General features: G+C 67.0%; 14 protein-coding genes and 2 pseudogenes. 10 read left to right on the top strand and 6 right to left on the bottom strand.

The window, feature by feature from the left end; translation table 11 throughout:
- Complete coding sequence (ppk1, locus tag P1L41_RS15025) at positions 1 to 2,472, top strand: polyphosphate kinase 1 (RefSeq protein WP_276296542.1); 2,472 nt, start codon at positions 1 to 3, stop codon at positions 2,470 to 2,472.
- Between the two features lie 15 nt (positions 2,473 to 2,487).
- Here the strand turns inward: ppk1 and P1L41_RS15020 are convergent, their stop codons facing one another.
- The 3 genes and pseudogenes from P1L41_RS15020 to P1L41_RS15010 all read right to left on the bottom strand — a co-directional run bounded on the left by P1L41_RS15020 (position 2,488) and on the right by P1L41_RS15010 (position 5,156).
- Positions 2,488 to 3,486: a phosphate uptake regulator PhoU gene (locus P1L41_RS15020; RefSeq protein WP_276296541.1), complete on the bottom strand. Its 999-nt coding sequence runs from the start codon at positions 3,484 to 3,486 to the stop codon at positions 2,488 to 2,490.
- A 314-nt stretch (positions 3,487 to 3,800) separates the two neighbouring features.
- Positions 3,801 to 4,651, bottom strand: a pseudogene (locus P1L41_RS18650) (TatD family hydrolase).
- Between the two features lie 43 nt (positions 4,652 to 4,694).
- The gene (locus tag P1L41_RS15010) at positions 4,695 to 5,156 is read right to left on the bottom strand and encodes an NYN domain-containing protein (protein ID WP_276296540.1); all 462 of its coding nucleotides are present in this window, start codon (positions 5,154 to 5,156) and stop codon (positions 4,695 to 4,697) included.
- A gap of 620 nt (positions 5,157 to 5,776) precedes the next feature.
- Between P1L41_RS15010 and gcvT the strand changes: the two genes are divergently transcribed.
- The 5 genes from gcvT (at position 5,777) to P1L41_RS14985 (ending at position 14,384) form a co-directional block, all read left to right on the top strand.
- Positions 5,777 to 6,868 carry a glycine cleavage system aminomethyltransferase GcvT gene (gene gcvT, locus P1L41_RS15005; RefSeq protein ID WP_276296539.1) on the top strand — a complete coding sequence of 364 codons (1,092 nt, stop codon included), beginning with the start codon at positions 5,777 to 5,779 and terminating at the stop codon, positions 6,866 to 6,868.
- A complete protein-coding gene (gcvH, locus tag P1L41_RS15000) occupies positions 6,865 to 7,248 on the top strand; it encodes a glycine cleavage system protein GcvH (RefSeq protein WP_276296538.1) in 384 nt (127 codons plus the stop codon). Before gcvT ends, gcvH begins: the two co-directional genes overlap by 4 nt.
- An 81-nt stretch (positions 7,249 to 7,329) precedes the next feature.
- Entirely contained in the window at positions 7,330 to 8,670 is a 1,341-nt protein-coding gene (gcvPA, locus tag P1L41_RS14995; protein ID WP_276296537.1) for an aminomethyl-transferring glycine dehydrogenase subunit GcvPA, read from the top strand.
- Complete coding sequence (gene gcvPB / locus P1L41_RS14990) at positions 8,670 to 10,112, top strand: aminomethyl-transferring glycine dehydrogenase subunit GcvPB (protein ID WP_276296536.1); 1,443 nt, start codon at positions 8,670 to 8,672, stop codon at positions 10,110 to 10,112. The genes gcvPA and gcvPB overlap by 1 nt, the downstream gene beginning before the upstream one ends.
- 72 nt (positions 10,113 to 10,184) lie before the next feature.
- The gene (locus P1L41_RS14985; RefSeq protein ID WP_276296535.1) at positions 10,185 to 14,384 is read left to right on the top strand and encodes a PAS domain S-box protein; all 4,200 of its coding nucleotides are present in this window, start codon (positions 10,185 to 10,187) and stop codon (positions 14,382 to 14,384) included.
- On the opposite strand, the gene P1L41_RS14980 is transcribed toward P1L41_RS14985, so the two are convergent.
- The 3 genes from P1L41_RS14980 to P1L41_RS14970 all read right to left on the bottom strand — a co-directional run bounded on the left by P1L41_RS14980 (position 14,381) and on the right by P1L41_RS14970 (position 15,230).
- Positions 14,381 to 14,749: a response regulator gene (locus P1L41_RS14980; RefSeq protein ID WP_276296534.1), complete on the bottom strand. Its 369-nt coding sequence runs from the start codon at positions 14,747 to 14,749 to the stop codon at positions 14,381 to 14,383. The two genes, P1L41_RS14985 and P1L41_RS14980, sit on opposite strands and share 4 nt — an antisense overlap.
- 38 nt (positions 14,750 to 14,787) lie before the next feature.
- Positions 14,788 to 14,991: a DUF7511 domain-containing protein gene (locus P1L41_RS14975; protein WP_276296533.1), complete on the bottom strand. Its 204-nt coding sequence runs from the start codon at positions 14,989 to 14,991 to the stop codon at positions 14,788 to 14,790.
- Positions 14,992 to 15,059: 68 nt separating this feature from the next.
- Positions 15,060 to 15,230, bottom strand: coding sequence for a DUF7838 family putative zinc beta-ribbon protein (locus P1L41_RS14970; protein ID WP_276296532.1), 171 nt, complete (start codon positions 15,228 to 15,230; stop codon positions 15,060 to 15,062).
- A gap of 90 nt (positions 15,231 to 15,320) precedes the next feature.
- Between P1L41_RS14970 and msrA the strand changes: the two genes are divergently transcribed.
- The 4 genes and pseudogenes from msrA to mvaD all read left to right on the top strand — a co-directional run bounded on the left by msrA (position 15,321) and on the right by mvaD (position 17,889).
- Positions 15,321 to 15,989: a peptide-methionine (S)-S-oxide reductase MsrA gene (gene msrA / locus P1L41_RS14965; protein WP_276296531.1), complete on the top strand. Its 669-nt coding sequence runs from the start codon at positions 15,321 to 15,323 to the stop codon at positions 15,987 to 15,989.
- Between the two features lie 57 nt (positions 15,990 to 16,046).
- Positions 16,047 to 16,583, top strand: coding sequence for a cob(I)yrinic acid a,c-diamide adenosyltransferase (locus tag P1L41_RS14960; RefSeq protein ID WP_276296530.1), 537 nt, complete (start codon positions 16,047 to 16,049; stop codon positions 16,581 to 16,583).
- 90 nt (positions 16,584 to 16,673) lie between these two features.
- Positions 16,674 to 16,847 (top strand): annotated as a pseudogene (locus P1L41_RS14955) (HVO_2922 family protein); the annotation flags it as partial.
- Between the two features lie 70 nt (positions 16,848 to 16,917).
- Entirely contained in the window at positions 16,918 to 17,889 is a 972-nt protein-coding gene (mvaD, locus tag P1L41_RS14950; protein WP_276296529.1) for a phosphomevalonate decarboxylase MvaD, read from the top strand.
- Positions 17,890 to 17,915: the final 26 nt, after the last annotated feature.

Genomic DNA, 17,915 nt, shown 5'->3' with positions numbered 1-17,915 from the left:
ATGAACAACGAGGAGCCGCGAAGCATCGAGCCCTACGACCCGGGAGACGTCTCGCTCGACGACCCGTCGCTGTACCTGAACCGTGAGCTGAGCGAGCTCGCCTATCAGCGCCGCGTCCTCCACGAGACACTTGACGAGCGGAACCCCCTACTCGAGCGTGTCCGCTTTCTCTCCATCGTCACGCGAAACCTAGACGAGTTCGTGATGAAGCGAATCGGCGGCCTGAAACAGCAGATAGAGGCCGGCGTGACCGAGCAGACGCCGGACGGCCGGACGCCGGTCGAGCAGTTCGAGGAGGTCCACGAGACGCTTGCACCGATGCTCGAGCGACAGACCGAGTGTTACGAGGAGACGATACGGCCGGCACTTGCCGACGAGGGCATCTATGTCCACGAGTACGACGACTTCACTGCCGAGGAGCGGTCCCGGATGCGGGCGTACTTCCAGGAGTCGGTGTTGCCGACTCTGACCCCGCTCTCCTTCGATCCAGCACACCCCTTCCCGTTCATCTCGAACCGGTCGCTGTCGCTTGCGGTGTTGACTCGTCGGGACGACGCCGAGGACCCGACGTTCACGCGCATCAAGATTCCGCCGAACCGGCCGCGGTTGGTCCAGATCGGTGACGACCAGCGATACGTCCTGATTGAGGAGGTCATCCGGGAGAACCTCGACCTGTTGTTGCCGAACGTCGAGATACTCGACACGGCACTGTTCCGGCTCACCCGAAACGCCGAGGTCAGGCGCAACGAGGAGGTCGCAGAGGACCTCATCGACATGATAGAGGAGGTGCTCGAACAGCGCCGTTTCGCGACGGTCGTGCGGATGGAGATCGAGTCCGACGCACATCCGCGCATCCGCAAGACGCTCCAGCGCCAGCTCGAGCTCGAAGACCGCGAGATATACCCGCTCAGTGGGCCCCTCGACTACCGCGAGTTCATGTCGCTGACCGACCTGGACCGCCCGGACCTGAAACTCGACCCCTGGACGCCACAGCCCCACCCTCGACTCCGGACACCGGAGGCCGACCCGTTCGGAGACGACGGAGCGAACGCCGACGACGGGAGCGTCTTCGACGACATCGACGAGGACGATATCCTCCTCCATCACCCGTATCACGACTTCGGGCAGACCGTCCAGCGGTTCCTCTCGGAAGCGGCCGAGGACCCGGACGTGCTAGCCGTGAAGGCTGCTATCTATCGGACCGCCAGCGACTCGCAAGTCATCCAGTCGCTCATCGACGCCGCCGAGAACGGCAAGCAGGTGGCGGTGATGGTGGAACTGAAGGCGCGCTTCGACGAGCAGAACAACCTCGAGTGGGTCCGGCGACTCGAGGAGAACGGCATCCACGTGGCCTACGGGACTATCGGACTGAAGACCCACACGAAGACGGCGCTGGTCGTCCGGGAAGAGGACGACGGCGTCAACCTCTATTCCCACGTGGGAACCGGAAACTATCACTCCGAGACGGCGAAGGGCTACGTCGACCTGGGCCTGCTGACCGAGGACCGCGACATCGGCCAGGACCTGGTGACGCTGTTCAACTCCTTTACCGGACCTGGGATGGACGAGCGGTTCCGTAAGCTGCTCATCGCCCCAGTGACGATGCGAAAGCAGTTCACCCAGTTCATCCGCCGGGAAGCAAACCATGCCCTCGAAGGAAGGGATGCACGTATCGTGGCGAAGGTCAACGGACTCGAGGACCCCGCTATCGTCGAAGAACTCTATCGCGCCTCGATGGCCGGGGTCGACATCGACCTCATCGTCCGGGACATCTGCCGGCTCAGACCGGGCCTCGACGACGTCAGCGAGAACATCGAGGTGCACTCGCTGGTCGGCCGATTCCTCGAGCACTCCCGCATCTTCTACTTCGAGAACGGCGCGAGGGCGGCGTCGTCGCAGGCAGACGGCGACGTCGTCGACGGTGGCGGCCCCGAGTACTACATCGGGAGTGCGGACTGGATGACCCGGAACCTGGACAGCCGCGTCGAGGCCGTCACGCCCGTCGAGGACCCGGACATCCGTCGGCAGCTGAAGTTCAACCTCGAACTCATCCTCGCGGACAACCGCAAGCGCTGGCGGATGCGAAGCGACGGTCGGTACGACCAACAGACCCCCGACGACGACGAACCGGTCGTCAACACACAGGAGATACTGATGCGCGAAGCGATGAAGGCCGGCCGCCACGAGGAGGTGTCGACCGGCGTCCTGGCCGACTATCCGGTTGACGGCGACCTGCTCGTGGACGCGACCGAGAGCGGTGTGAAAGACTCGGCAGACGGAACCGACGTTGTTGCCGACCCGACGCCGAACGGCGGCCTCGCTCCCGAGAACACGCTCGACCGGCACGCCGATCACTGGTACGTCCCGGACAGCGAGACCTACGAGTACGCGGTAGAGACGCCCGACGGCGACCGGAAGTATCTGAAGACGAGGGACGGGGCCGCATCGGCATTGGAACGGTTCTACGACTGAGTACGACCCACGGATTCAGGGTCGCGGCGCGGCTTTCTGCAGTGCGCTCTCGGCGATGTTGCCCCCGTAGTCTGCCGTGCGGGACAGCGAGTCGACGACCAGGCCGAGCAACTGGGCGCTCTGCGGGTCGAACTCCCGGATTTCGGTGTCGACCTCGCGAGCCGTGTCGTCGACGGCGCGTATCTCACCGCGGGCCTCGTTGGCCAGTTCGACCGCCTCCTCGGAGTCGTCGGTCAGGAGCGCGTCCATCGCCTTCTCCGGGACGGCCGTCGCCTCGTCTTTCAGGCGCTCGAGGAGCGCCGCGGTCTCGCCGGATATCTCCCCGACGTCCAGCGCGAGGTTGGCGATCTTCGTCGCGTGGTCGGCGATGCGTTCGAGCTGTCTGGCGCTCGACTGGTAGTCGAACACCGTCTCGCGCGGGAACCCGATCTCGTTGGCTGCGGTGGGGTTCCGGAGGACCGTCCGGAAGACCCGTGAGACCATATACCAGAGGCGGTCGACGTCCTCGTCGCGGTGGATGACATCCTCGGCGAGGTCGTCGTCGTCCTCGACGAGCGCCTCGACGGCGTCCGCGAGCATCGTCAGCGAGACCAGTCGCATCCGGGTGATTGCGTTGTGGACCGACAGCTCCGAGGAGTCGAGCAGGTCCTGGAGCACGATGTGGTCGGCCGTCTCCTCGATGACCTCGAGCCCGACCAGCCCCTGTGTGGCGTCACGGACGGTGCGGCGCTGTTCGGCCGTGATTCGGGGCGCCTCCAGCCGAATCACGTCGAACCCGCTCACGTACATGGTCATCACCGCTCGCTTGAGCTCGTGTGGTTCGGTCATCGCGCTCACGTCGAGCGTCCCCTCGACCCGGTCATCCTCGCGGCGCGGGGACAGCAACAGGAGGTCCTCCTCGTCGTGGAACTCGACGACGCTGCCCGCACTGACTCCGTTCTCGGTCGCCCACTCCTTGGGTAGCGAGACTGTGTACGTCGACCCGCCCGTGACCTGGACCTTGCGTGTCTCCATGTATCTCACTATCATCCCCCACCGACTATAAATCTGGCTGAGAATATATATGAAACGCAGCGTCGCGGCAGTGGCCGTCTTCTGTGGGCGCAACCGAAACGCCGATTGGCGGGGCACAGTTCGGACTGAGTACTGGCGCTTCGCTATAGCGATATCCGTGTAATTCACCACAGTACTCTGGTTTTACGAGATCTTTGTCTGCTTGACCTTCCGGTGTGAACTCATATAGCAGTACCCATGGTACCGTTCCACAGTCATCACAAAATATATCTATATAGATTGGTCACGACGGCCCGTTCTCAGTACCGCGGCCGTCAGGGTCGGTCCAGGGCCGCTTCCGTGTCGATACCGTAGACGTCCTTCGGTGTCTGGACGTGTGCGGTCCGGACGGCGTCGTCGTGTCCCGCTTCGAGCAGCCACCGGACGCGCCGGGGGACTGTCTTCGGCCCGAGCACCGCGCCGGGTCGCTCGGGGTCGTCGATGTAGTCGGTCTCCATCAGGAACGGGTCACCCGCCTCCACAGCGAGTTCGAGTTCGTCCTTGTCGGCCAGGACGGACTTGGTCGGTCCCTGGAGGCGGCCGCCGGAGTAGTGTTTCACCACCTGTCGGCGGTCCATCCCTGCGGCTTCGGCCCACCGAGCGACCGCTTCGAAGTCCTCCCCGCCTTCGGTATGCAACTGGACGGCACAGTCGTGTTCGGCGCCGAGTTCGAACCCGTATCGCATCACCTCGTTCGACGCCGCCCAGACGGCGTCGTCGACGTCGTAGTGCGGTCGCCCCGTCTTCAGCGCCAGTGCCGTCCCGTCGGCGACGTACTCGGCGGCGACGTCCAGCCCGGCCTGCATGATGTCGCGGGCCCCTTCGGGGGGTGTACCCGTCGTCGACGAGCTTTCGAGACGAGCGCCGGATGGACGCCGAGCACTGGCCACGCCCGGCCGTCCAGGTAGTCGGTCGCGTCGCGGGTGACCTCGACGGTGAGGTCGAACCCCTCGCGGAACGTCGCCTCGTCCGTCGCTGTTTCGACGAGCATCCACGAGGGCTTGTTCAAGACGAGCAGGTGTGTGCCCCCCTGGTCGGCGAACTCCGCGACGGCCTCGACCCCGCGCCCGTTGACCGGGTCCAGATGCAGGTGGTTGTCAAGCACCGGCGTGTCGTCGATGTCCATGTCTGGCGCAGCGTCCGCCACGGCAAAAGCAGTTCCCGTTCCGCTATTCGACGTCGCCTCGAAGCGAGAGCGCGTCGTGGGCGGCGTTCTGCAGCGCGTCGGACCGCCCGTGCTCGCCCGGCGCGAGCGCGACCGTCGTGACGCCCTCGCGGGCGGCGACCTCGAGGACCGGCTTGAAATCAGTGTCTCGAGAGGCGACGACGAGGACGTCGATGCGGTCCGCAACGACCGCTTCCGTCGCGTCCACGGCCAGCCGAACGTCGACGTCCCCGCTCGTCGTCACCACTTCGAACCCCCTGGCCTCGGCCGCCTGGATGAGCCCCGGCGAGGCGTTCTCGTCGACGTAGAGCCGTGTCGCCGCGAGTGGTCCGTACGACTCGCCGATCTGGCGGATGTCGTCTAGGTCCACGTCGAACTCGCTGCGGAAGACGTTGGGGCCGTCGACGAACACGCCCACCCGGTCGGGCTCGTCTCGCTCCCCGGAGAACCGCCGGAACAGGTCCATGGCTACCTCTCGCCGGTGGTCCGGTTTATCGCTGGCGCTTCGGCCCGGGGAGCCGGAGTCTACCCGTCGCCCCGGGATAAATCACTATACGCGATACGAAACTCGCACCGTGGACGCAGAGACGGCCTCGGGATTCGTTTGTTCCGGGGCGTGACTGGTGGGCATGCTACACCTGGCCGCTCGGGAACCTCGCTTACGGCGACGCGTCTCCGCGTTCGTCGGTACCGTGGCGACGGTGCTCCAGGGTCTGACTGTCGTAGCTGGGGTGGTCGCTCGCGGCGACTCCTCCGGCACGATGTGGCCGGCAGACGATTTCGGAGATCAGCGACGAATCCGACACTCGTCAGTTGCCCCGATATCACTCGGCCCGTTTCGCGAGTGGATTCCCGGTCGCTCTCTGCGCGCCGTGCACTGGCTGATTGACTTCACTACTGGTCTGAGAATCTGCAACTCGCTGGCTTCGCGGGTCGAACCACCAGTCTCGATACCTGCACGCTCCGTCGAGAGCCCTTGCTCTCGCGCCCCGAAGCCGATTTGCTATCGCAGTATTCGGTTTATCAGTCGGGCCGCGTTCGTGTCGGGAAGCAAACGGTAAGGTAATTCGCGTCCTCTCTGCCCGTATGACACTCCGAACGTCCCCGCTCGCGGGCCGTCACGAGGACGCCGGCGCTCGGTTCACTGACTTCGGTGGCTGGGAGATGCCCGTGGAGTTCGCGTCGATCCGCGAGGAGCACGCCGCGGTCCGCTCGGCGGTCGGGAAGTTCGACGTCTCGCACATGGGACAGGTCACTGTGTCGGGTCCGGACGCGACGAAACTCACCCAGCGGCTGACGACCAACGACGTCACCGCGCTCGACCCCGGCGAGGCCCAGTACTCGACGATAACTGACGAGGACGGCGTAATCCTCGACGATACGGTCGTCTACCGGCTCCCCGACGGCGAGCGCGAGGACTACCTGTTCGTCCCGAACGCCGGCCACGATACCGAGATGACCGACCGATGGGAGACACACCGCGAGGCGTGGGGGCTGACGGCGACGGTAACCGACCGAACCGACGAGTACGCGATGCTGGCCGTCCAGGGGCCCGAATCGAAGGACCGCCTCGGTGACCTGACCGACGTCCGCCTGAGTCGGCTCTCTCGGTTCGACATCGCTCAGGGGACCGTCGCCGGCGTCGAGGCGCTCGTCGCCTGGACCGGGTACACCGGTGAGCAGGGATTCGAAATTCTCTGTCCGTGGGCCGATGCCGAGACGGTGTGGGCGGCCCTGGAGTGCCAGCCCTGCGGGCTCGGAGCGCGCGACACGCTCAGACTGGAGATGGGCTTTCTCCTCTCGGGACAGGACTTCCACCCGACCGAGAACCCACGGACCCCGTACGAGGCCGGCATCGGCTGGACCGTTAAACTCGACACCGAGTTCGTCGGCCGGGACGCGCTGGAGGCAGCCCACGAGGAGGGCGTCGAGGAGAAACTCGTCGGTCTGGAGCTCGTCGAACGCGGGGTCCCGCGACGCGGCTACGACGTCACCACGCCAGATGGTGAGCACCTGGGGACGGTCACCAGCGGGACGATGAGTCCGACGCTGGATACCCCCATCGCGCTCGCGTACCTGCCGGTAGCGTACGTGGAGCCCGGGCGGTCCGTTCGGGTGGTCGTCCGTGGTGAACCGAAGAAGACTCGTACCAGGCCGTCGCAGTTTCTCGACAGATGAGCTTCGACGTTCCCGAAGACTGCCGGTACAGGGAGTCTCACGAGTGGATTCGCACCGAGGACGGCACCGCCCGCGTCGGTATCACTGACTTCGCCCAGGACGAACTGGGCGACGTCGTCTTCGTCGAACTGCCGGCCGAGGGCGACGAACTGGGTACCGGCGACGAGTTCGGCGTCGTCGAGTCGATCAAGGCCGTCTCCGACCTCTACGCGCCCGTCGCCGGGACGGTCACCGCGGTCAACGAGACGCTGCGCGACGAACCCGAACACATCAACGAGGACCCCTTCGGCGACGGGTGGCTCCTCGAGATGGAGCTGGCCGACGAGTCCGAACTCGACGACCTCCTCTCGGCAGCGGACTACCGCGACCAGGTCGAGTAACGACCGCCCGGATGACTACGCTAATGTACCTGACACCGTTAGCCGGAGGTATGCCAACCGCGCGGGAGGGTGGTCGCCGCGATGAGTGACAGCGGCCCGCCCACGACCGGCAGTCCCTACGTACCGCACTCGCCCAGCGAGACGGCGGCGATGCTGGACGCCATCGGCGTCCCGGACGTCGAATCGTTGTTCGACGTCCCCGAGTCCGTGGCCTTCGAGGACGACCTCGACATCGAGGCCCGCAGCGAACGCGAGGTCAGAACCGAAATCGAGGCGCTGCTCGCCCGCAACGACGACCTCACCGAGTTCCTGGGCCGCGGCCACTACGGGCACTACGTACCGTCTGTGGTCGACGACCTTTCACGGCGCTCGGAGTTCCTGACCTCCTACACGCAGTACCAGCCGGAGGTCGCACAGGGGTTCCTCCAGGCCCTCTTCGAGTACCAGTCGCTCCTCGTGGAGCTGACCGGACTGGACGTCGCCAACTGCTCGATGTACGACGACGCGACGGCGCTGGGCGAGGCCGCGACCCTCTCGCAGCGGGTCCGCTCGGTGTCCGGCGACCGCATCCTGGTCCCCGCACACCTCCGTGATGGGAAACGCGGCGTCCTCGAGAACTACGTCGACGGCCCCGGCTGTACGGTCGAGTCCTACCCGATGGACGACGGCTGTGTCGACGTCGACGCGCTCGCGGCGGCGATGGACGAGGACGTCGCGATGGTCTACGCCGAGACCCCGACCGTCCGCGGCGTCGTCGAGGAGCGGGCCGACGCCGTCGGCGAACTCACCGACGACCACGACGCACTGTTCTGTCTGGGGACCGACCCCGTCGCGATGGCGTTGCTCGAACGCCCCGTGGACGTCGGCGCGGACGTGGTGGTCGGCGATGCGGCCACGCTCGGCACCGGGACGGCCTACGGCTTCGGCCTCGGCCTGTTCGCCACGCGCGAGGAGTACCTCAGGCAGGTCCCCGGCCGTCTCGTCGGCGCCAGCGAGGACGCCAGTGGCCGACGGGCCTACACGCTCACGCTCCAGACTCGCGAACAGCACATCCGCAAGGAGCGGGCCACCTCGAACATCTGTACCAACCAGGCGTGGGTCGCGCTCCGGGCGGCGATGCACGCCGCGTGGCTCGGCCCCGACGGCCTGGTCGACCTCGCGGAGTCGTGTGTCACCCGCGCCCGGGGACTCGCGGCGAAACTCGACGAGGTGGTCGGTCTCCAGGCGCCGGTCCACGACCGCCACCACTTCCGGGAGTTCGTCGCCCACACCGACCAGCCCGCGCGGGTGGTCGCCGAAGACCTGACCGACGAGGGCTATGCGGTCCACAAGGTCGGGGAGCACCTGATCCAGATCTGTGCGACCGCCCAGCGGTCCGGGGCCGAGGACGCGTTTCTCGAGGCCATAGAGGAGGTGGCCTGATGGAGTACGACCAGGCCCGCTGGACGGACGGCGACCGGTACGAACCGCTGCTCTCGGAGAAGTCGACCAGCGAGGTCGCCGTCGGTGACGGGCCGCTGCCCGAGGACCTGACGCGGGACACGCTGGAACTTCCCGACGTCTCCGAGCCGGAGCTCGCCCGCCACTACACCCGCCTGTCGCAGATGAACTACGGGGTCGAGAGCGGTCCCTTCCCGCTTGGCTCCTGCACGATGAAGTACAACCCGTCGTTCACCGAGGACGTCGCGGCGCTGCCCGGGGCGGCCGTCCACCCCGACCGCGGGGTCGCGACGGTCCAGGGGACACTCGAGCTGTGCCACCGCCTGCAGGACTACCTCGGCCGCATCGGTGGGATGGACGCGGTCACGCTCCAGCCCCCGGCCGGCGCCGCCGGCGAGTTCACCGGCATCCAGATAGCGAAGGCCTACCACGAGCACAACGGCGAGAACCGCTCGTCGGTCGTCATCCCCGACTCGGCCCACGGGACGAACTTCGCGACGGCGGCGATGGCTGGGTACGACGTGGTCGAACTTCCCAGTGGCGACGACGGTCGGGTCGATATCGACGCGCTCGAAGCGGCCGTCGACGGGGACACCGCCGCGCTGATGCTCACGAACCCGAACACGCTCGGCCTCTTCGAGCGTGACATCGAGGAGATCGCCGATATCGTCCACGATGCCGGCGGTCTGCTGTACTACGACGGGGCGAACCTCAACGCCCTGCTCGGCCGCGCCCGCCCGGGCGACATGGGCTTCGACGTGATGCACTACAACGTCCACAAGACGTTCGCGACGCCCCACGGCGGGGGTGGTCCGGGCGCCGGACCGGTCGGCGTCACCGAGGAACTGGCTCCGTTCCTGCCGAGCCCGCACGTGCGCCGGGAGACCGGGGCCGAGGGTGAGACGGGCGCCGGCAACAGCGGGTACGAGTACTACGACCCCGCCCACTCCATCGGGAAGGTCCACGGCTACTACGGCAACTGGCCGGTCCTCGTGAAGGCCTTCGCGTACGTCGCGCGCCTGGGCGACTCGGGACTCCGGGACACGAGCGCCAAGGCGGTGTTGAACGCCAACTACCTCGCCGAACAGATTCCCTACGACGTGCCGTTCGGCCCCTTCCACCACGAGTTCGTCGCCAGCGCGGGCGACCAGGACGCCGCCGACGTCGCGAAGGGGATGCTCGACCACGGCGTCCACCCGCCGACGACGAAGTGGCCCGAAACAGTCGACGAGGCGCTGATGACCGAACCGACCGAGTCCGAGAGCAAGCGCTCGCTCGACCACCTCGCGGCCGCGTTCGAGGCCGTCGCGGGCGAGACCGACGGAACGCTCGCCGACGCACCGACCCGGTCGACCGCGCGACGCATCGACCAGGCGACGGCCGCCCGGTCGCCGCGGCTCTGCTGGCAGGCGCTCAAGGACTGACCGGTTTCGAGATCTGATAGTGACACCGTTCGATATATAGCCGGGAAGCGTTCAGGTTGTACAACGGATCCAATGACGGGGTCGCGACTCTTGCTGCACGTTCGTGGCGACGACGACGGACCTGTCGAGCCAGACGGGACAACCGTCCGGACGGCGAGGACCGAAGCAGAAGCGGTGGCTGTTCTCACCGAAATCGAGCCCGACGTGGTCGTCTGCGAACACGACCTCGACGGGGACGCCACGGGCCTCGACGTCCTCGCGGCGATTCGCGACCAGGACCCCAATTTGCCGGTCGTCCTCTGTACCGACGACCCCGACGGTCAGGTCGCCGCGAAAGCGACGCAGCTCGGCGTCACCGAGTACGTCCCTCGAAGCGAGGTGTCCCTCGACGCGCGCCTGGCGGCGTTGAACGGCCACGGAACGACGACCGACCGGTCGAACATGGCCGTCGACCTTCCGCCGTCGTTCGACGCGCTCGCGGGGAGCATCTCGGACGCCATCGTGACCATCGACGCGGAGAGCCGAATCGTCTACGCCAACGACCGCCTCGCGGACCTGATCGGCCACCAGTCGGACGACCTCGTGGGCAACGACTTCACTGCCCTGATGCCCGGGGAGTACCAGCAACAGCACCTGGACGGGGTGGCCCGATACCTGCGGCAGGGCGAGCGGTCGTTCGAGTGGACCGCGCTGGAGTTCCCCCTGCTGACCGACGACGGTGAGGAGCTGACCGTCTCGGTCTCCTTCGGCGACTTCGAGATCGACGGCGAGTGGTACTGTACGGGTATCGTCCGGGACATCTCCGAGCGCAAGGAGCGAGAAGAGGAGCTCGCGGCGCTCAATCGCCGTCTCGAGCTCGCCCTCGACGGCACCGAGACGGGCGTCTACGAGTGGAACGTCGAGACCGGCGAGGTCGTCTGGGACGAGGCGACCGCCGCCCTCTTCGGGACGACGCCGGAGGAATTCGGCGGGACCGTCGACGCCTTCCGAGAGTACGTCCACACTGACGACAAGTCGTCGCTCGATGCGGCCTTCGAGCGGGCACTGGAGACGGACGACCAGTTCGAAGCCGAGTTCCGGGTGACAGTCGGCGGGACGACGAGGTGGATATACACGAACGGCGTCGTCGAGAAGCGCTCTGACAGGTCACCGCGACTCGTGGCCATCGCCACCGACGTCACCGACCAGAAGGAACGCGAACTCGAACTCGAGCGGACCAACGAATCGCTCCACCGGTTGACCGAACTGGCTGCGGCCGACGCCCAGCCCGAGGACGCCACCGTCGAGCGGGTCCTCGAACTCGGCGCGGACCGCCTGGGGCTCGCGCTTGGCTACCTGAGTCGTATCGACGGGACCGACTACGAGGTTGTCTCCGTCGTGGGCGACCACGACGTCGTCCAGGAGGGTGTCGAGACGGACCTGGCGAACACCTACTGTCGACGCATCGTCGACAGTGAGTCGCAGCAGTTCGGCGTCCGCGACGCCGCAGCAGAGGGCTGGGAAGACGACATGGCCTACCAGATATCCGGCATCGCCTGCTACCTGGGTGGCAAAGTGGTGGTCGACGGCGAACTGTACGGGACGCTCTGTTTCGCCGACGACGAGCCGCGGGACGAGCCGTTCACGGAGGCCGAACAGACCTACATCGAACTGCTGGCCGGCTGGGTGAGCCGCGAACTCGAACGCCGCCAGCGCGAGGCCGACCTCGAACGCTACGAGGACGTCATCGAAGCGGTGGACGACGGCGTCTACGCGCTCGACGAGACGGGCCACTTCCAGCTGGTCAACGACGCGATGACCGACCTCACCGGCTACGAGGAGTCCGCGCTGCTCGGCGCGCACACGAGCGCCATCAAGTCGGACAAGGTGGTCGAGCGGGCCGAGTCCATCGTCCAGGAGATGATATTCGGCGACCGAGAAGACGAGGAGACCTTCGACCTGGAGATACAGCGTGCCGACGGGACCTCGTTCCCCGCCGAGGACCACATGACGCTGCTGTGGGACGACGACGGTGAGTGGTTCGAGGGCACCGCGGGCATCATCCGCGACATCACCGAACGGAAGGAGCGGGAGCTCGAGCTGCGCGAGGCCCACCGCCGCATCGAGCAGATCCTCGAACGCATCGGCGACGCCTTCTTCGCCGTCGACGACACCTGGGAGATAACGTACTGGAACACCCGGGCCGAGGAAGTGCTGGGCGAGGCCGCCGACGAGGCGCTCGGCGAGAACCTCTGGTCGATGTTCCCGGACGCTGTCGGCTCGCAGTTCCACGACGCGTACCACCGCGCGATGGACACCCAGGAGATGGTCACGTTCGAGGAGTACTATCCGCCGGTAGAGCGGTGGTTCCGGGTGAGCGCCTACCCGTCGGAGGGCGGCCTCTCGGTGTACTTCCACGACATCACCGACCAGAAAGAGTACGACCGGAAGCTCTCCGGGCTGCTCGACACCTCCCGCTCGCTGATGGACGCACGGACGTCCGAAGCCGTCGCGGAGACGGTCATCGAGGCGGCAAGCGAGCACCTCGGCTTCGACTTGTCGCTCGTCCGCCTCTACGACGAAGACGAGGAGACGCTGGTCCCGACCGCGGCGACCGCCGACCTCCCACAACGGCCCGTCTACGGCGCCGACGAGGCTTACCCCGGCGAGGCGTTCCAGCGCGGCGAGACGGTCCGGGTCGATGACTTCGAGGCCCACTCAGACGACTACGACAACCGCATCGCTCGCGCCGCGATGTACATCCCGCTCGGCGGGCACGGGATTATCAGCATCGCCTCACCCGAACCGGGCGCGTTCGACGACGCCGACGTCTCGGTCGCCGAGATCCTCGCTTCGAACGCGGCAGCGGCACTGGACCGTGTCGAGCGCGAACAGCACCTCCTGGAGTACGAGACGGTCGTCGAGAACGTCCGTGACATGGTGTACGTCCTCGACGAGGTGGGCCAGTTCCAGCTCGTGACCGAGCCGCTCGCGACGTGGCTCGGGTTCGAACGCGAGGAGCTGCTCGACGAACACCCCCGGGCCGTGCTCGACACCGATTCGCTGTCGGTCTTCGAGGACCAGATTGCGGCGCTCCGGTCCTCGGACAGCGACGAGACGCTCCAGGTCGAGACGACCCTCAAGACCGCCGACGGCGCGGAGCGCCCGGCCGAGGTGGAGATCTCCATCCTCGACGACGACATCTTCAACGGGACGGTCGGCGTCGTCCGTGACCTGACCGACCTCCGGGAGGCCCAGGCGGAGCTGGAAGACGAGCGGGACCGGTTCTCGTATCTCTTCGACAACCTCCCGGACGCGGTCGTCGAGGCGGAACTGAGCAACGGCGAGCCGGTAGTGAAGTCGGTCAACCCCGCCTTCACCGAGGTGTTCGGGTTCGATGCGGAGGCCGTCGTCGACGAACCGCTGAACGATCTCGTCCTCCCGCTGACCGACGAGGCGCGGGCGGAGGCGACCCGCATCGACGCGAAGGCCGCCAGGGGCGAGACGGTCAAGACCGAGGTCCGCCGCCAGACCGACCGGGGTATCCGCGACTTCCTCTACCGGGGCGTGCCCTACAACCGAGACGACGAGCAGGTCTGGGGCTTCGGTATCTACTCCGACATCACCGAGCAGCGTGACCGCGAGAGGCGCCTGGAGGTGCTCAACCGCGTCCTGCGTCACAACCTCCGGAACGACCTCACTGTCGTCCTCGGACTGGCCGACGAGTTGAGTTCGCGAATCGACGACGGGCGACTGCTCGACCTGCTCGACCGTCTCCAGCGGAAGGCCAGCGAGGTGGCCGAACTCAGTGACCGGGCCCGCCAGATCGAGCAGTCGGCCCGGCGTGAGGAGGCCGGACGGCACCCGGTCGACGTGCCGGCGGTCGTCGAAGACATCGTCGACGCCACCCGGCCCGGGTCCGACGGCGAGATGGTCACGGCGATTCCCGACACCTCGGCCGAGGCTGCCGACGGCCGCTTCCGCCGGATTCTCGACGAGTTGCTCGACAACGCGATCACACACGCCGGGGAGTCCCCGACGGTGAAGGTCGACGTCACCGTCGACGACGAGACGGTCTCTGTCACCGTGGCCGACGACGGCCCGGGGCTCCCCGAACACGAGCTCGCTGTCGTGACTGGTCAGGAGCCGATTACGCAACTGAGCCACGGGAGCGGCCTCGGGCTGTGGCTGGTCATCTGGGTGACGGAGTCCTACGGCGGGACGGTGACGTTCGACGACTCGGACGCTGGCGGCGCCGAGATAACGATGACGGTGCCCCGGACGGACGTCTAGACCGCGGCTTCGATGTGCTCGGCCAGGGTGGCGTACTGCTCGGTCCCGGTGCCCTTCTGGACGAACTCCGTCACGCCGGCCGCCGCTGCGTCCGGCTCCACGTCCGCGGCCTCGCGGGCGCTGAAGAGGAAGAACGGCGTCGAGTCGCCGTCGTCGCGAATCGCCCGACACAGCTCCAAGCCGTCCATCCGCGGCATCGTGTAGTCACTCACGATAGCGTCGTATCCGCCGGTTCGTACGTCCTCGAGCGCGGCTTCCGGGTCCGTCTGGGTGGTGACCGCGAGGTCGCCTTCCCGCTCGAGGAACGTCGACACGACTTCGAGGACGTCCGGGTCCTCGTCGACCAGCAACACCTCGATGCTCATTAGAATTCATTCAGTCACACAGCTGTAAAAACGCTCGGTTATTCCATCTCCGACAGCGAGACGAGCGCCGACCGGTCGGTGGAGAGCCAGGTCGAGAGGCGCGCGTCGCCGGCGAGTCCGGGCGGGTACACCGTACACCGGTCGGGGCGGTCGCCGTACTCGACGACGCTCAGTGCCAGGTCCAGGTCGGACCGTTCGCCAGCGGTGCACAACTCGGGGACACCCGGGATGTCGGCGCTCATGCTCGTTTGAGCGACGGAGACGGACCGATAAAACGACTGCTAAGAGCGCTCCGTACTGCTATTGAGACCTATGCGACTTGGCTCGTGTCGACCTCGTCGTCGATGCGGACGAAGCCGTAGTCGCACTCGGGGCAGTGCCACTTGACCTTCTGGCCGAGGTGCATCGTCGTGCTGGCGACCTTCCAGAAGTCGCGGTACTCCTCGCAGACGGGGCAGTAGTGCTCGAGTTCCAGGCTCATGCGACAGCGTAGCGGGTCCGACTAATTGAAACTCCCGGTTCGGGGTCCCCCGAGCGAAGGACGCAAGCCGCGTCGCCCCCTCCTGTCGCTATGGACCCGACGGACGCGAGCACCGACACGCGCTCACCGCCGGCAATCGACGCCGAGGCGCTCCCGCCGAGCGAGACGGCGACCGCGACGTTCGGCATGGGCTGTTTCTGGGGCCCGGACGCGCGCTTCGGCGCGATGCCGGGCGTCGTCCGCACGCGGGTCGGCTACGCCGGCGGGACCGACCCGTCGCCGACCTACTACTCGCTGGGCGACCACACCGAAGTCGTCCAGGTCGAGTACGACCCCGCCGAACTGACGTACGACGACCTGCTCTCGGTGTTCTGGGCGAACCACGCTCCCTTCGCCGCCCCGCACAAGCGCCAGTACCGCGCCGTCGTGCTCGCTCACGACGAGGAGCAGCGGACGGCGGCTCGGCGGACGCGAGCCGACCTGGCCGGGCGGACGGGCAAGTACGTCGAGACGGCTATCGAGGACTACGCGGGGTTCACGATGGCCGAGGACTACCACCAGAAGTACGAACTCCGCTCGACGCCGGTCGTCGCGGACGAACTCGAGTCGATGCTCGGCGACGCCTTCGTCGACTCGACGGTGACCGCCCGGCTCAACGGGTTCGTGGCCGGCCACGGTGACGACGACCAGCGCCGCAGTCTGCTGGCCGACCTCGACCTCCCGCCCACGGTGCTCTCGGAGGTCCACCGCCGGCTCTGAGTCCATTGGTTCCGTTCCGGGCACGTCTATAAGACCGTGGCACCCCCAGACCCGGGTATGACCATCTACACCGGTCGCGGCGACCAGGGACAGACGGACCTGCGGACGATGGACCGCGTCTCGAAAGACTCCCGGCGCATCGAGGCCTACGGCACCGTCGACGAGGTGAACGCGCTGGTCGGCGTCGTCCGGCCGACCGGCTACGACGACATCGACGACCACCTGCGGGACGTCCAGAACCACCTCCACATCGTCCAGGCGGACTTCGCGAACCCCTCACCCGAAGAGGGCGACCCGCAACTCGCCGAGGAGCACGTCAAAGAGATAGAGGCTATCATCGACGAGGCTGACGAGGAACTGGACCCGCTGGAGTCCTTCATCCTCCCCTCGGGGTCGGCACCGGGCGCGAAACTCCACCACGCCAGGGCCGTCTGTCGCCGGGCCGAGCGCCGAGCGGTGTCGCTCGCGGCCGAGGAGGCCGGGGTCAACGAGACGGCCATCGTCTACCTCAACCGCCTCTCGGACGCCCTGTTCACGCTCGCCCGCCTCGTCAACAAGCGCGAGGGGGTCCGCGAGGAGAGCCCGACGTACTGACCCCGCCGTCGAGATATCTCTGCCGGCCGACGGACTCGTTCGCCCCCACGCTCTTGTGTGAGGAGCGTATGTCTCACGGTACGGATGACTGCGACCTTCGAACTCTACCGGGACAAGGCCGACGACTGGCGCTGGCGACTCCGTCACTCCAACGGGAACGTCATCGCCGACGGCGGCGAAGGGTACGCGAGCAAGGCCAAGGCCAAGCAGGGCATCGAGAGCGTCAAGTCCAACGCCCCCGAGGCGGCCATCGAAGAGGCCTGAGACGGGGCGGCGTCACGCCTGCCCGTCGGCGGTTCGCAATAGCAAAGTGGGCGGCCCTGAAGGGTGAGGTATGAAAGCGACCGCGAAGGCCCACCCGATCCAGGGACTCGTGAAGTACCACGGGATGCGCGACGAGGAGCTGCGCCTCCCGTACCACGACAGCATCTCGGTCTGTACGGCCCCGAGTCACTCGAAGACGACCGCCGAGTTCGACCCGGACCGCGAGGCGGACGTCTACGTCATCGACGGCGAGACTGTCGAGGGACGCGGCGCCGAGCGCATCGACGCGGTCGTCGACCACGTCCGCGACCTCGCCGGTATCGACCACGGCGTCCGCTTCGAGTCGGCCAACAACTTCCCGACGAACATCGGCTTCGGGTCGTCGTCGTCGGGCTTCGCCGCCGCGGCGATGGCGCTCGTCGAGGCCGCCGGGCTGGAGATGACGCGCCCGGAGATTTCGACGGTCGCTCGCCGCGGGTCGTCCTCCGCGGCCCGTGCCGTCACCGGCGCGTTCTCGCACCTCCGGACGGGGATGAACGACAAGGACTGCCGGAGCGAGCGCATCGAGACCGACCTGGAAGACGACCTGCGCATCGTCGCCGGGATGGTCCCGTCGTACAAGGAGACCGAAGCGGCCCACGAGGAGGCCGCCGACAGCCACATGTTCGAGGCGCGGATGGCCCACATGCACGGCCAGATCTCGGACATGCGCGACGCCCTGTACGACGCCGACTTCGAGCGGGCGTTCGAGCTCGCCGAACACGACTCGCTGTCGCTGGCGGCGACGACGATGACCGGCCCGGCCGGGTGGGTGTACTGGCAGCCCCGCACCATCGAGATATTCAACGCCGTCCGCGAACTGCGCGACGAAGGGGTCCCCGTCTACTTCTCCGTCGACACCGGCGCGAGTGTCTACGTCAACACCACCGACGCGTACGTCGACCGCGTCGAGGGGGCGGTCGCGGACTGCGGTGTCGATACCCGAATCTGGGAGGTCGGCGGCCCGGCCCACGTCCTCGAGAAGTCCGAAGCGCTGTTCTGAGACCGGCCGGCGCGGTCAGCCCGGTT

It is taken from the genome of Haloarcula ordinaria, assembly GCF_029338275.1.
In the GTDB taxonomy this organism is placed as follows: domain Archaea; phylum Halobacteriota; class Halobacteria; order Halobacteriales; family Haloarculaceae; genus Haloarcula; species Haloarcula ordinaria.
The sequence above is the reverse complement of the archived record's forward strand: the minus strand, read 5'-3'. Positions and strand labels throughout refer to the sequence as shown.